The 14171-nt window shown below is 72.7% G+C and carries 16 protein-coding genes; 5 read left to right on the top strand and 11 right to left on the bottom strand.

Annotated features, from left to right (window positions below; genetic code table 11):
• Window positions 1-70: 70 nt before the first annotated feature.
• Complete coding sequence (locus AHOG_RS06015; protein ID WP_093944200.1) at window positions 71-1033, top strand: magnesium transporter CorA family protein; 963 nt, start codon at window positions 71-73, stop codon at window positions 1031-1033.
• A 42-nt stretch (window positions 1034-1075) separates the two neighbouring features.
• On the opposite strand, the gene AHOG_RS06010 is transcribed toward AHOG_RS06015, so the two are convergent.
• From AHOG_RS06010 to AHOG_RS06000, 3 genes are all read right to left on the bottom strand, one after another.
• Entirely contained in the window at window positions 1076-1846 is a 771-nt protein-coding gene (locus AHOG_RS06010; protein WP_093940465.1) for an MBL fold metallo-hydrolase, read from the bottom strand.
• Window positions 1847-2037: 191 nt separating this feature from the next.
• The gene (murI, locus tag AHOG_RS06005; RefSeq protein ID WP_093940464.1) at window positions 2038-2823 is read right to left on the bottom strand and encodes a glutamate racemase; all 786 of its coding nucleotides are present in this window, start codon (window positions 2821-2823) and stop codon (window positions 2038-2040) included.
• A 1-nt stretch (window position 2824) separates the two neighbouring features.
• Entirely contained in the window at window positions 2825-3484 is a 660-nt protein-coding gene (locus AHOG_RS06000) for a rhomboid family intramembrane serine protease (RefSeq protein WP_245856584.1), read from the bottom strand.
• 397 nt (window positions 3485-3881) lie between these two features.
• On the opposite strand from AHOG_RS06000, the gene AHOG_RS05995 reads away from it, so the two are divergent.
• A complete protein-coding gene (locus AHOG_RS05995) occupies window positions 3882-4799 on the top strand; it encodes an SMP-30/gluconolactonase/LRE family protein (RefSeq protein ID WP_245856583.1) in 918 nt (305 codons plus the stop codon).
• Window positions 4800-4925: 126 nt separating this feature from the next.
• On the opposite strand, the gene AHOG_RS05990 is transcribed toward AHOG_RS05995, so the two are convergent.
• The 7 genes from AHOG_RS05990 to clpS form a co-directional block, all read right to left on the bottom strand.
• Window positions 4926-5210 carry a hypothetical protein gene (locus tag AHOG_RS05990; RefSeq protein ID WP_157736669.1) on the bottom strand — a complete coding sequence of 95 codons (285 nt, stop codon included), beginning with the start codon at window positions 5208-5210 and terminating at the stop codon, window positions 4926-4928.
• Between the two features lie 189 nt (window positions 5211-5399).
• Entirely contained in the window at window positions 5400-6350 is a 951-nt protein-coding gene (locus AHOG_RS05985; protein WP_093940461.1) for a PLP-dependent cysteine synthase family protein, read from the bottom strand.
• Window positions 6351-6385: 35 nt separating this feature from the next.
• Complete coding sequence (locus AHOG_RS05980; RefSeq protein ID WP_093940460.1) at window positions 6386-6664, bottom strand: MoaD/ThiS family protein; 279 nt, start codon at window positions 6662-6664, stop codon at window positions 6386-6388.
• Between the two features lie 81 nt (window positions 6665-6745).
• Complete coding sequence (locus AHOG_RS05975) at window positions 6746-7201, bottom strand: M67 family metallopeptidase (RefSeq protein ID WP_093940459.1); 456 nt, start codon at window positions 7199-7201, stop codon at window positions 6746-6748.
• A gap of 371 nt (window positions 7202-7572) precedes the next feature.
• Window positions 7573-8598, bottom strand: coding sequence for a P1 family peptidase (locus tag AHOG_RS05970; RefSeq protein WP_245856582.1), 1026 nt, complete (start codon window positions 8596-8598; stop codon window positions 7573-7575).
• Between the two features lie 4 nt (window positions 8599-8602).
• Window positions 8603-9166, bottom strand: coding sequence for a DUF2017 domain-containing protein (locus tag AHOG_RS05965; protein WP_093940458.1), 564 nt, complete (start codon window positions 9164-9166; stop codon window positions 8603-8605).
• Window positions 9163-9462: an ATP-dependent Clp protease adapter ClpS gene (clpS, locus tag AHOG_RS05960; RefSeq protein WP_075739447.1), complete on the bottom strand. Its 300-nt coding sequence runs from the start codon at window positions 9460-9462 to the stop codon at window positions 9163-9165. Before clpS ends, AHOG_RS05965 begins: the two co-directional genes overlap by 4 nt.
• Before the next feature lie 102 nt (window positions 9463-9564).
• On the opposite strand from clpS, the gene AHOG_RS05955 reads away from it, so the two are divergent.
• Complete coding sequence (locus AHOG_RS05955; protein WP_093940457.1) at window positions 9565-10872, top strand: nicotinate phosphoribosyltransferase; 1308 nt, start codon at window positions 9565-9567, stop codon at window positions 10870-10872.
• 387 nt (window positions 10873-11259) lie between these two features.
• Here AHOG_RS05955 and AHOG_RS05950 read toward each other — a convergent pair whose 3' ends face one another.
• A complete protein-coding gene (locus AHOG_RS05950; RefSeq protein ID WP_093940456.1) occupies window positions 11260-11853 on the bottom strand; it encodes a TetR/AcrR family transcriptional regulator in 594 nt (197 codons plus the stop codon).
• Window positions 11854-11947: 94 nt separating this feature from the next.
• On the opposite strand from AHOG_RS05950, the gene AHOG_RS05945 reads away from it, so the two are divergent.
• Both AHOG_RS05945 and AHOG_RS05940 read left to right on the top strand, forming a co-directional pair.
• Window positions 11948-13006: a zinc-binding dehydrogenase gene (locus tag AHOG_RS05945; protein ID WP_093940455.1), complete on the top strand. Its 1059-nt coding sequence runs from the start codon at window positions 11948-11950 to the stop codon at window positions 13004-13006.
• A gap of 74 nt (window positions 13007-13080) precedes the next feature.
• On the top strand, window positions 13081-14121 hold the full coding sequence (locus AHOG_RS05940; RefSeq protein ID WP_184450901.1) for a S66 family peptidase: 1041 nt from the start codon (window positions 13081-13083) through the stop codon (window positions 14119-14121).
• Window positions 14122-14171: the final 50 nt, after the last annotated feature.

The following is a 14171-nucleotide window of genomic DNA, read 5'->3' as shown; positions in this document are numbered from 1 at the left end:
GGATGCCTCACCCGATCGACACGCTCACGTTCCGCACTCGATCGGACACCAGGAGCTAGCCTCGGTGACCATGGCGGAGTTCACCCTGTTCCAGGACGGCGAGCGGGTGACCGGTCGGCTGCCGGACGGCGAACTCGGCGCCCGGCTCGCCGATCCCGGCGTGGCCGACTGGCTGGATCTGTCCGCGCCCGACGCCGACCTGGTCGATCGCATCGGCGAGGCGCTCGGCCTGCACGAACTGGCCGTCGAGGACGCGGGTGACGAGCGGCAGCGCCCGAAGCTGGACCGCTACGACTCCCACCTCTTCCTCACCCTGCATCGGGTCGTCCTCGACGACCAGGATGACCTGCGGGTGTCCGAGCTGGCCCTCTTCGTGACCCCGCACGCGCTGGTGACCGTGCACAAGGACACCGGCCTCGACCCGTCCGACGTGGCGCGTCGATGGTCGACGGCGGGCCGGGACCGGGGTATCGCCTACCTGCTGTACGCCCTGCTCGACGACATCGTGGACAGTCACTTCGACGCGGCGCAGGCCTTGGAGGACGAGGTCGAGGCGCTGGAGGACCTGCTGTTCGCCGAGCCGTCCCAGCTGCACGCCGTCCAGCGGCGGTCGCTGCGGCTGCGCAAGAACCTGCTGCGGCTGAGTCGGGTGTCGGCGCCGATGCGGGAGGTCCTGCTGGGCCTCATGCATCGCGACATCGGGCTGATCGACGAGCAGCTGATGCCCTACTACCAGGACGTCTACGACCACGTGCTGCGCGTGACCGAATGGGTCGAGGGGATGCGCGAACTGGCGTCCGGCGTGCGGGAGACCCAGCTCGCCCTACAGGGCAACCGGCTCAACGTGGTGATGAAGAAGGTCACCAGCTGGGCGGCGATCATCGCCGTCCCGACCGCGATCACCGGCTACTTCGGGCAGAACCTGCCGTACCCGGGCTACGGCGACCAGGCGGGGCTCGTCGGCTCCTCCCTGGCACTCGTCGGCTCCTCCGTCGTCCTGTATCTGCTGTTCCGGCGGCGCGGCTGGCTGTGAGCCACCGTCGAGGCACCCCGAGGACTCGGCCTGCCTCGACGATCAGATCTCGTACCGCCGTCCCGCCTCGGCCCGGGCCGTCGGGCCCGCGAACGCCGCCGCGGCCTCCCCCGCCACCTGTTCGGCGTCGAACCAGCTCGCCACGTGGGTGACCAGCAGCCGCCGCGCCCCGGCCGCCCTGGCCAGCTCCCCCGCCTGGGTGCCCGACAGGTGCAGGTCCGGCACCTGATCGGGATGGTCCGGCCAGGTCGCCTCGGCAAGCAGGAGGTCGGCGTCGGCGGCCAGCTCCCGCAGCTGCGGACACGGCCCGGTGTCGCCCGTGTAGGCCAGCACTCGGCCCTCGTGTCGGATGCGGAAGCCGTAGGCCTCACACGGGTGCGCGACGGGGACCGCCGTCACCTCGAACGGCCCGATGTGCCGGGTTCCCGCCGCGAGCGGCCGGAAGTCGTACACGTCGGAGAGATCGGTCTCGGACCGCTCGGCCGCCGAGGGAGCGTAGGCCGCCCCCAGCCGGTCGGCCGCCTCCGACGGTGCGTGCAAGGGCAGCCGGCGCACCCGCGGATCGTAGGGCGGACGCGGGTGATACCGCCGCAGCACCGTCAGCGCGCTGACGTCGGCGCAGTGGTCCGGGTGCAGGTGCGAGAGGAGCAGAGCGTCAAGGGCGAAGGGGTCGCGACGGCCCTGGAGCGCGGCGAGCGTGCCGTTGCCGAGATCGACGACGAGGCTCGCGCCCTCGGCCTCGATCAGATAGCCGGAGGCCGCGGCGCCGGGGCCGGGTGCGCTGCCGGAGCAGCCGAGGATGGTCAGCAACACCTGTCCAGCCTGCCCGTCCCCGCGCCGGGGCACCAGGGCGAAACGGGTGGCGGCGGGGCGGCGGGCAGATCGCACCACCAGACTCGGCGCCCGCTCGTTCCGCCGGTGCGTCTCGTGCCGACACCGCGCCGCACGTGTCGGCCCGCGGGCATGGAGCGGCGGTACGAACCTCGCAGGTGCCCGGCCCGGCCTCAGGCGAACGCGGGGCCGAGAAAGCGCCTGGCCAGCCGTTGAAAGGAGATCGGGTCGCCGGTGGCGGCGAACTGACGGTCGGCGGGCTCGTCCGGATCCGCCTCCCGCAGCAGATCGGTCTCGGTGAGCACCCGGACCACGTCCTTGGCCGTCTCCTCCGCGCTGGACACCAGCGTGACCTCCGGCCCCATGGCGATCTGCAGGACGCCGGTGAGCAGCGGATAGTGCGTGCAGCCGAGGACGAGCGTGTCGACATCGGCGACCTGCAACGGTTCGAGGTAGCCCTGCGCGAGTCCGAGGACCTGTCGGCCCGAGGTGATGCCGCGCTCGACGAAGTCGACGAAGCGGGGACACGCGACGCCGTGCACCACGATGTCGCGGGCGGCGGCGAAGGCGTCCGGATAGGCACCAGACCGGATGGTGGCGGTCGTGCCGATGACGCCGACCCGGCCCGACCTGGTGGCGGCCACCGCCCGCCGCACAGCGGGCAGCACGACCTCCACGACGGGGACGGGATAGCGCTCCCTGGCGTCCCGCAGGCACGCCGCCGAGGCGGTGTTGCACGCCACGACCAGCGCCTTCACCCCGTCGGCGACCAGCCGGTCCGCGACGGCCAGCGCGTGTTCGCGCACCTCGTCGATTCGCAGCGGCCCGTACGGGCTGTGGGCCGTGTCGCCGACGTAACGGAGCCGCTCGGCGGGGAGCTGGTCGGCGATGGCCCGCGCGACGGTCAGGCCGCCGACGCCGGAGTCGAAGATCCCGATGGGCGCATCGCGGTCGGGCATCTCAGCTCAGCCCGGGGGTGAGGCTCGGCCTGCTCTGCCTGCTCGCGAGGGACTTCGCCACCAGCCAGGCCGCCAGCGCGCCGCCGAGGGCGCCGAACAGGTGACCCTGCCAGGAGACGCCGGGCTGGCCGGGCAGGACGCCCCACAGGATTCCGCCGTAGAAGAAGAACAGGACGATCGCCACGCCGATCTGCGGCAGGCTGCGGCTGAACAGGCCGCGCACCAGCAGGAAGGTCAGCCAGCCGAACACGACGCCGGAGGCGCCGATGTGCAGGGTGCCGATGCCGCCCGCCACCCAGACGCCCATGCCGCCGACCAGCCAGATCAGCGAGGTCACCGCGAGCCACTGGCCGACGCCGCCGGACATCGCCAGGAAGCCGAAGATCAGGAAGGGCACCGAGTTGCCCATCAGGTGAGCCCAGTCGCCGTGGAGGAACGGCGCCCACAGCACCCCGGCCAGACCGGAGAAGTCCAGAGGCCGGATGCCGTGGATGTTGAGTCCGCCCGGTGACATCGGCGTGCTCAACAGGACGTTGATCAGGTGCACCACCCACAACGTCGCCGTGAACCCGACCATGACGATCGCCGCCTGCTTCGGCTGCGGCGGGAGGACCCGCTTGGCAGGCGGGCGAGGCGGCTTGGCATGAGCGAGTGAGTCCACGAGAACGAGCCTACGCACGAACACCCACGCCGCATCGGGGTCGACCCCGAGATGGCCCGGATCGTCGCCGATCCGTTTCCCGCCGCGCTTCGGCTCGCCTCCCGTGAGAACGCCCGCGGGCTCGGCGCCGACGTCGGATCTCGCCCCGCAGAGCCGGACAGGGAGCCGACGTCGGCTCACGCATCGTGACGACGGACATGTCGACGGGAGTCTCCGACGCCGGGTGTCCGCTCGAGCGGGTCGTCGGCCCCGTCGTCGGGGGACGAGCGGCGTACTGATATCGATTGTGGCGGTAACAGTCGATCAGGTCGACGGCGGAAGCCACGCACCGAAGGGTCCACGCCGACCAGCCGACCCCCCGGCCGGCCGTCAGGACATGCCGAAGGAGCCAGTCGCCGTGGTGAATCATGCGAACTGCGAGGTGGCGGTGGACGAGGCCGCCGCCGAGGGTGCCTGTCCGACCTGGGACATCACCGCCGAGTCACTGCTCTGGGTGGACACGCCCCACTCCCGCGTGCACCGGTATCAGCCGATCACCGGGGTCGACGCCACCATGGACCTGCCGCAGCGAGTCGGCGCGGTGCGACCCCGGGTGCGGGGCGGTCTGGTGGCGAGCCTGCGCGACGGCATCGCGCTGATCGACTCCGACGACACTCGACGCTGGCTGGTCTACTGGGCACGCCCGGCCGGCGAGCCGGGCACCGCGGCGGTCGATCCGGCGGGCCGGCTGTGGGCGGGCAGCCACGCGGCGGCTTCGACGCCGGACGGGACGGCCGCGCACTCGGCGCCGGCGGGCGGCACCGCGTCGAGCGGCGCCACCGGGCGCGGCTGGCTGGCCAGGGTGGAGCCCGACGGTGCGGCGGCCACCCCGCTGAATCCGGCGGCCGAGATCACCGGACTCGGTTGGAGCCCCGACTGGCGGTCGCTGTACGTCGCCGAGCGCGGCACGCGGCGCGTCGACGTGCTCTCCTTCGACCGGGCGACGGGCGCCGTGCGGGATCGGCGACCGTTATTCGAGGCCGCCGACGTGCCCGGTGAGCCGAACGGGTTCTGCGTCGACGCCGCGGGCTGTCTGTGGGTGCCGATCCGGGGCGGCGCGGCGCTGCACCGCTACACGCCCGAGGGCGTCCTGGACCGTCGGATCGAGCTGCCCGCCGCCGAGCCGACCGGCTGCTGCTTCGGCGGCTTCGGCTTCACCGACCTCTACGTCACCACCGCCACGCCCGCGACGGAGTCGGGACGGCCGCAGGACGGCAGGCTGCTGGTGCTGCCGGACCTCGACGTCGGCCTCCCCGACACCCTGTTCCTCGGCTGAGCCGAAGCCGCCGGCGCGGGCTCGGCGCCGCTCGGTTTCGAGGCGGGCCTGATGCGGTGCCGTGCGGGAGCGCTGCGAGCAGGCGGATTCGGCCCTCGGCGCGGCCGCGTCGGCCCGTCCGCGTTCTCATTCGTACGGCGACGGTCGGACGGTCGCGGACTGGTCGGTCTCACAGCCCGGTGATCGTCGGGACTGCCCGGCGATGCGGTTGATCGACGGTGCGAAGTCGAACCGATGACGAAGCCGACGCGGTGGCAGCGACGCCTCGACGCGGGGTGCGACGACACCGACCCGCATGGCGGGCAGGGTCGACACCGCGGAGGCGGACTCGACCGCGGGCACCCGGCACGTCCGTCCCGCAGGCCGCTCACCGCGTGCTCCGGAGCCGCCGAGCAGGGACGCCGTCGCCACGATGCGACCTCGGCCCCACCCGCTTCGCGCGGGCGTCCGCCACCGCCGCCGCGGTCCTCCCCGACGCCTTCGTCGCCACGACGACCACTCCCGGCCGTCATCGGCGGCGCCCGCCACGGCCCCGGGCCGCCCGCCGTCGAGCGACGCCGGGATTCGGCGACTCCGGGCGACCAGGGCCGCCGATCGCCGTCAGGCCCAGAGCTGGGTGTCGAGCCGTTCCGCGGCGTCGTCGAGATCGCCCGAGTAGACGCCGGTGGAGAGGTACTTCCAACCCGCGTCGGCCACCACGAACACCACGTCGGCGGTCTGCCCCGCCCCGGCCGCCTTCTCCGCCACGCCCAACGCGGCGTGCAGGACGGCTCCCGTGGAGATGCCCGCGAAGACCCCCTCGGCGGACAGCAGCTCCCGGGTCCGGCGCAGCGCGTCCCGAGAACCCACCGAATAGCGGCCCGTCAGCACGTCGGGGTCGTACAGCTCCGGCACGAAGCCCTCGTCGAGGTTGCGCAGCCCGTAGACCAGCTCCCCGTAGCGCGGCTCGGCGGCGACGACCTGCACGTCGGGCTTGTGCTCTCGCAGGTAGCGGCCGACGCCGACCAGCGTCCCGGTGGTGCCCAGGCCCGCCACGAAGTGCGTCACCTCGGGCAGGTCGCGCAGGATCTCCGGCCCGGTGCCCCGGTAGTGCGCCTCGGCGTTGGCCGGATTCCCGTACTGGTAGAGCATCACCCAGTCCGGGTGCTCCTCGGCGAGCCCGCGGGCGGTGGCGACGGCCTGATTCGACCCGCCCGCCGCCGAGGAGAGGATGATCTCGGCGCCGTAGGCCTTGAGCAGCTGCCTGCGCTCCACCGACGTGTTCTCCGGCAGCACGCAGATCAGCCGATAACCCTTGAGGGAGGCGGCCATGGCCAAGGCGATCCCGGTGTTGCCCGATGTCGGCTCCAACACGGTGTCGCCCGGCCGCAGCCTGCCGTCGCGCTCCGCCGCCTCGATCATGGCCAGCGCGGGCCGGTCCTTGATCGAGCCGGTCGGATTGCGGTCCTCCAGTTTCGCCCAGAGACGGACCGACGGCCCCGGCGACAGGTTCGGCAGCCCCACCAACGGGGTGTCTCCGAGGGCGTCCAGCAGCGAGTCGTACCGAGCCATCAGTCAGTCCTCACCGGGCTCTCGCGATCGCGTGCTCAGCGCATCCCGCCCGCGACGGCGGGCAGGATGGTGATGTTGTCGCCGTCCTTGACCGCCGCGCCGAGGCCGCCGGAGAACCGGACGTCCTCGTCGTTGACGTAGACGTTGACGAAGCGGTGCAGGGCGCCCTCCTTGACCAGGCGGCCCTTGAGCCCCGAGTAGCGGTTGTCCAGGTCGTCGATGACCTCCTGGAGCGTCGCGCCGTCGGCGGGCACCGACTTCTCACCCTCGGTGTGGGTGCGCAGGATGGTGGGGATGGACACGGTCACTGCCATGGTCGGACTCCTGTCGTGGCGGAAGGAAGGTTCCAGCGTGATCCGGGCACACGTCGGGGGACGGAGTGCTGCGCGAGGAGATCAGCGACAGTCGGGCACGTCGTCGGCGCCCGTGTGCGAGAACATGTAGGACTCGACGACCTCGACCGGCTCTTCGGTGATCTGGCCGTCGACGATCCGATAGGAGCGCAGCTCGTGCTCCTCGGGATGTCTGGTCGACACCAGCACGTAGTGCGCCCCGGGTTCACCCGCGTAGGACACGTCGGTGCGCGAGGGGTAGGCCTCGGTGGCGGTGTGCGAGTGGTAGATGACCACCGGCTCCTCGTCCGCCTGGTCCATGGCCCGCCAGACCTGGAGCTGTTCGGTCGAGTCGAAGCGGTAGAAGGTGGGCGACCGTTCGGCGTTGACCATCTCGATCAGCCGCTCGGGACGATCCGAGCCCGCCGGGCCCGCGATGACGCCGCATGCCTCGTCGGGATGGTCCCGCCGGGCGTGCGCGACCATCGCGTCCACGAGGTCGCGTCGGATCACCAGCACGTCGCCAATCCTACGTGTCACGTCCAGCAGGTCCAGTGCTCCGGACTGTGACATCCGCGGCGGACGGTCCGATGCGGCCGGAGCCGGTCCGGTCGGTCGGCGGTTCGAGAGGCGAAACCGGCGGTCGGCAGGACGGCCGGGTGACGCGGGCGAGAAGGACGAGCGGGCCTGTCTGCGACGCGGTGGATCGGCGACGCGAACGGCCCGGTGTCACGCCGCCCGTCCGGGTCTCGTCACCCCGGACACGATGCGTCGGCGCACCACGATTCGGCGCGCCGTGCCGCCATCCGTCGACGCATCAGGCCATCGGGACACCGTCGGCGATGCACCGGGCGGCGATGCGCCAGGCGACGTGTCAGCGACGCGGCGGGTCAGTCCCGGACGGCGGACGGATAACGCTCGCGGTAGGCCGGTCGACCCGCGAGCCCGGTGGCCGTGAGGACGCCGCGCACCACGGCCCGCGCGAAGACGTCGGCCGCGGCCTGGGCCAGCTCGTCCACCGCGACGACTCGGGTCGCCGCGTCGACCGCGGGCCGGGCGCCGGTGGCCAGCACGAAGACGGCGTCGCCGTCGAAGATCGAGTGCGCGGGCCGGATCGCCCTGGCGATGCCGTCGTGGGACACCGTGGCCACCCGCCGGCACTCGGCCTTGGTCAGCTCCGTGTCGGTGGCCACCACGCCGATGACGGTGTTCAACGGGCGACGGCCCCGCGGCGGCGCGGTCCGCCGTGCCTCGGCCGGGTCCGGGTCGGTCAAGCCGAGCGCGGCGCGGGTGGCGGCGTCGTCGTACCAGGGCAGCCCGGTCGTCGGATCGATCACCTCGCCCACCGGGTTGACCGCGACGAGCGCGCCGACGGTCGTCCCGTCGGCGAGCACGGTGCTCGCGGTGCCGATGCCGCCCTTCAGCGTCCCGGCGGTCGCCCCGGTGCCCGCTCCGACGGAGCCCTCCTCGGGTCTCTCGGCGGTGGCCCGTTCGCAGGCCCGATAGCCGAACTCGGCGTCCGGGCGCAGCTCCCAGTCGCCGAGGTCGAGGTCGAAGAGCACGGCGGCGGGCACGATCGGCACCACACGGCCGGGCACGGACGACACCGCCAGCCCGTGGCCGCGTTCGGCCAGCCACCGCAGCACGCCGTCGGCCGAGGCGAGCCCGAAGGCGCTGCCCCCGCTCAGGCACACGCCCTGTACCCGCTGGACCAGGTTCGACGGGTCGAGCAGGTCGGTCTCCCTGGTGCCGGGACCGCCGCCCCGGACGTCGACGCCGCCGACGGCCCCGTCCGGGACGAGCACGACCGAGCAGCCGGTGGCCCAGCCGCCGTCCGTGCGGCCGTACTGCCCGACGAGCAGCCCGCCGACGTCGGTGACGGCGTCATGCGGGCCGGGGTTCAGGTCGCGGCGCACGGGCTCAGTCGACGGTGAGGCCGTGGACCAGGGTGTCCTGCACGACGGTGAGCCAGTGGTAGACGCTCAGATGCGGCTGCCGGGGGTCATCCTCCGGCAGCTCCTCCGGCATGTCGTCACTGACCTCCAGCACGGTGCCCAGCGCCAGGCGGACGTCGTTCAACGCCGCCAGCCACGCCGAGGCCTGCTCGTCGTCGAGCCTGATCCGGCCGCCGTCGGGCGGGCAGGTGGCCAGGACGACGCCCGCGACGCCCGTCTTGAGGTCGACCACCTCGGGCTCGTGCATCGAGCGCAGCGCCGCGGCCGAGTCGGCGTCGCCGGGGCTCAGCTCCTCGCCCTCCGGCGGCCGGTGGAAGTCCGGCAGCAGCCTGCGCAACACCCGTTCCTCCGGAGGAGTGCTCGGCCCGGTGCGGATGCCCGTCAGCGCCGACAGCTCGTCCTGCGGGGCCTCGTCCGCCCTGGCGGTCAGCATCTCGCGGAGCTGGCCGACCAGGCCACGCAGAATGGCGGCCTCCTGCGGCGAGAACTCCGCCACGATGGCGTCGCCCCGACGCCACCAGCCGTTCACGAGTCCCGCTGCATGGTGGCCCAGAGGCCCGCGGCGTGCAGCTTCGCCACGTCACCCTCGACTTTCTCCTTGGAACCCGAGGAGACGACCGCGCGGCCCTTCTGATGGACGTCCAGCATCAGCTTGGTGGCCTTGTCGCGGTTGTAGCCGAACAGCTTCTGAAAGACGTACGTGACGTACGACATGAGATTGACCGGATCGTTCCAGACAATGGTCATCCAGGGCTTGTCCTCCGCGCCGAGCGTCTCGGCGCTCGGGTCGACCTGGGTCTGCTCCAGTTCGACTGGCGTGCTCATTCCTCCATGGTGTCACGTCCGGAGAAGGCGTCGGCGTGTACCTGCCCGCCTCACTCGTGAACACATCCCTCGTGTAAAGCGTTCGCCACGTACGCTCCGCCCATGAACGCTGGCCTGGGGAAACCGAGCACGGGAATGCTCACCGACCGTTACGAGCTGACGATGCTCGCGGGGGCGCTGCACGACGGCACGGCCGCCCGACGCTGTTCCTTCGAGGTGTTCGCCCGAAGCCTGCCCGGCGGACGTCGATACGGCGTGGTCGCCGGAATCGGCAGACTGCTGGACGCGCTGGCCGACTTCCGGTTCGGCCCGGACGAACTGCGGAGTCTTCGGGAGAACGGCACCGTCGACGAGGACACGCTGGCCTGGCTGGCCGATTACCGCTTTCGGGGCGAGATCGACGGCTATCCGGAGGGCGAGCTGTACTTCCCCGGTTCGCCGGTGCTCAGCGTCACCTCCGACTTCGCCGACGCGGTGCTGTTGGAGACGCTGGTCCTGTCCGTGCTGAATCACGACTGCGCGGTGGCCTCGGCCGCCGCCAGGATGGCCAGCGCCGCGAACGGACGCAGGCTCATCGAGATGGGGTCGCGGCGCACCCACGAGGAGTCGGCGGTCGCCGCCGCCCGCGCCGCCTATCTGGCGGGCTTCACCGCGACGTCGAACCTCGAGGCGGGCAGGCGGTACGGCATCCCCACCGCCGGGACCTCGGCCCATGCCTTCACGCTGCTGCACGACACGGAGGCCGCCGCGTTCCAGACGCAGGTCGACGTGCTCGGCGTGGGCACCACGCTGCTCGTGGACACCTACGACATCACCCAGGGCATCGCGACGGCCGTCGAGGTGGCCGGACCGGGGCTGGGTGCGATCCGCATCGACTCCGGTGAGGTCGGCGTGCTCGCCAGGCAGGCTCGTGAGCAGTTGGACTCCCTCGGCGCGACCGGCACCCGCATCCTCGTGTCCGGCGACCTGGACGAGTACGCCATCGCCGCCCTGCGGGCCGACCCGGTGGACGGCTACGGGGTCGGCACCTCGGTGGTCACCGGGTCGGGGGCGCCCGCGGCGGGCATGGTCTACAAGCTGGTCGAGGTCGACGGCAGGCCGGTCGAGAAGCGCAGCCAGAACAAGACGTCGATCGGCGGCCGCAAGGCGGCGCTGCGCAGGCACCGGTCCACGGGAACGGCCGTGGAGGAGGTCGTCTACCGGGTGCGCCCGGACGCCGAGCCCCCCGCGCTGGGCGAGCATGATCGCAGGCTTCAGGTGCCGCTGTGGCGCGACGGCGCCCGGGTGCCGGGGCTGCCGACGCTGGAGGAGGGCCGGGAGCGACTCCGGCAGGCACTGGTCAGCGTCCCGTGGGAGGGATTGACGCTCTCACGCGGCGAGCCGGCGCTGCCGACGACGTTCCTGCCCTGACGGGCGCCGCCGGGCCGAGGGCGCCGCGTCGGGAACCCGCCGGTCGGGGCGCCGGGACCGGCGGTCCGGGGCGGACGTGCCCGGCGGTGTGGCGGGGCCTTCCGGGGTGACGGCCGGCCCGGCGCGCGCCGGGCCGGTGACCCGGTGCCACGAGCGGAACGGCCCCGCGCGGCGGAGGGCGGGATCGCGGGATGGCGATCCGGCCGCCCGGCCGCCCGCGCACCCGCCGAGGTGACCTGCCGAGCTCACCTGCCGAGGTCCTCGGTGCGGGGGCACGCCGATGCGGCCGGACGCTGCGCGGCCGGGTTCGGACCGTCGGGACGACGCCGGGCGGGCGACGCCTGCGCACCGCGACGATCCGACGAGCCCTCGCAGTCGGGGCGCCCTTCAGGCGGGTCGGGCGGCGGCGGCCACCAGCGTGGCGGCCACCGCGCGAGCTCGGCGCGGCGCGTCGGGGACGCTGCCGGTGGTCCTGGTGACCACCGCGCCTTCGTGCAACAGCAGGATCAGTCCCGCGAGGTCCTCGGGCTCGGTGAGATCGGCGGCGACGGCGAGCTCCGTCAACAGTCCGAGCAGTCGGCGCTTCTGTTCCAGCACCGCCCGGTGGCCGGGGTGGTCGGCCGAGGGCAGCTCGGCGAGCGCGTTGACGAATCCGCAGCCACGCGGGTCCTCCCGGTCCATCCAATCCTGGAGGACGTCGAAGCTCGCGAGGAGCGCCCGGGCGGGATCGTCGGCGTAGGGGGCGAGCCCCTCGGTCAGGAAGTCGCGCCACCGTCGGTCCCGTTCGCGCAGGTAACGGGCCACCAGGGCGTCCTTGGAGCCGAAGCAGGCGTAGAGCGTCTTCTTCGTGACGCCCGCGGTCGCCGCCAGCTCGTCGACCCCGACACCGTGGATGCCGCGCCGGTAGAAGAGATCGGAGGCGGCGTCGAGCACCCGGCGGCCTGCCGGAGTCAATCGCTCCGCATCGGTTCCAGCACTCATGCCGGCGACTATACCGACCGGTGAGTTGACAACCCTGGGCGCCGCATGGCGCCGTGGACGTATCCACACCGATCGGTATACCTCAGGAGGCTTCATGCGTGCCGTACAGCTCACCGGCTTCGGCGGACCGGAGCGACTCGTCTACCGCGACGACGTCCCCGACCCGGTGGCGGCACCCGGTGAGGTCCGAGTGCGCGTCGCCGCCGCCGCGATCAACAACACCGACATCTGGACCCGCGAAGGCGCCTACGGCACCGCCTCCGACCCCGCCGCGACGACGGGCCGGCGGCGCGAACCGCTGGTCTTCCCCCGAATCCAGGGCGCCGACGTCGTGGGCCGCGTCGACCAGGTCGGCCCCGGCGTCGACGAGGGCAGGATCGGCGAGCGGGTCCTGATCGACCCGATGCTCTACGAGGGCGACGAACGGGCGCTGGTCACCACCGACTACCTCGGGTCCGAACGCGACGGAGGCTTCGCCGAGCTGGTCACCGTGCCCGAGGGCAACGCCCACCGCGTCGACAGCCCGCTCAGCGACGTCGAGCCGGCCTCCGTTCCGACCTCCTCGGCCACCGCGTTGCGCATGCTCGACCGAGCAGGGATGACACGCGGGGACACCGTGCTGATCACCGGCTCCGCCGGCGGCGTCGGCGTCGCCGCCCTCCAACTCGTCAAGACCAGGGGCGGCCGGGCGATCGCCGTGGTCGGCGCGGGCAAGGAACGGCGGGCGCTGGAACTCGGCGCCGACGCGGTCATCACGCGCGGCCGCGCCGGACTGGACGAAGAGGTCCGAGCCCTCGACCTGACGGGCGCGGAGGGACAGGTCGACGTGGTCGTCGACCTCGTCGGCGGCCCGGAGTTCGCCGCGATGCTGCGCAGCCTCCGTCCGCTCGGGCGGTACGTCGTGGCGGGAGCCATGGCGGGTCCCCTCGTCGAGACGGACCTGCGGACCGTCTACCTGCGACAGCTTCAGATCATCGGATCGTCGTTCGGCACCCACGACCAGTTCCGCGCCCTGATCGGCCACCTCGCCGCAGGCGAGATCCGTCCGACGGTCGCGGCGACCTACCCGCTGCGTGAGCTGCGTCGAGCACAGGCCGACTTCGTCGCCAAGAAGCACGTGGGCAAGCTGGTGATCCTGACGCAGGCCGACTAGACGAGCGCACCGAGTCACCACTCAGGCACCGAGAGCGGTCGCGGCGGTCCCGCCGAGCCCCTTACGCTGTGATCATGTCGCTGCGGTATCCGCCCAAACCCCGGCCCGGCGACCGGGTCGCCGTGCTGTCCCCGTCCGGCGGGCTGCCGGAGCTGCTACCGCTGCCGTACGAGACCGGCCTGCACCGGCTGCGCACGGACTTCGGCCTCGTCCCGGTCGAGTATCCGACCACCCGCAGGCTGGCCGCCACGCCGCGGGAGCGGGCGGCCGACATCCACGCCGCCTTCACCGACCCAGACATCCGCGCGGTGATCTCCTCGATCGGCGGCGACGACCAGATCACCGTGCTGCCGTACCTCGACGCCGAGGTGCTGCGCGCCGATCCGAAGCCGTTCTTCGGCTTCAGCGACAACATCAACCTGCTGGCCTTCCTGTGGGACGCGGGCATCGTCGGCTACCACGGCGGCGCGGTGATGACTCAGTTCGGCAGGCCGGGCGCGATGCACCCGACGACCGAGGCGTCACTGCGGGCCGCGCTGTTCGAGGCAGGCGATCATCCGTTGGCCCCGGCCTCGGAGTACGGCGACGTCGACCTGCCGTGGGACGACCCGGCCTCCTTCGAGACCACCCCGCCGATGCTGCCCTGCGACGGATGGACCTGGCACAACGCCGAACGCGTCGTGGAGGGCACGACGTGGGGCGGCAACCTCGAACTCCTGGGCTGGCTGCTGATGGCGAACCGGGCGATCCCGGCGGGCGAGCGGCTCGACGGCGGCGTGCTGATCCTGGAGACCTCCGAGGAGCTGCCCCGCTCGGAGGAGGTGTACCGCATCCTCCGCAACATGGGCGAACGCGGGCTGCTGCGACGCTTCGACGCCGCGCTCATCGGCCGCGCGAAGGCCTGGTCGCTGTCGCACCCGGCCACGCCGGACGAGCGCACCGAGTACGTCGCCGCGCAGCAGAACGCCTTCCGACGGGCCTTCGGCGAGTACGCGCCCGAGACGATGCTGGTCTTCGACGTCGACCTGGGACACACCGATCCGCAGGTGGTCATCCCGTACGGCGGCACCGTCCGAGTCGACGGCCCCGGCCGGGCCATCACGGTCACCTACTGACGACCCCCACCGGCGAGGGGCGCACGGGCGCTCCGGCCGTACGCAGTCCG

Source organism: Actinoalloteichus hoggarensis (assembly GCF_002234535.1).
Classification (GTDB): Bacteria; Actinomycetota; Actinomycetes; order Mycobacteriales; family Pseudonocardiaceae; genus Actinoalloteichus_A; species Actinoalloteichus_A hoggarensis.
Note: the sequence above shows the minus strand (reverse complement) of the source record. Positions and strands in the feature narration are given on the sequence as shown.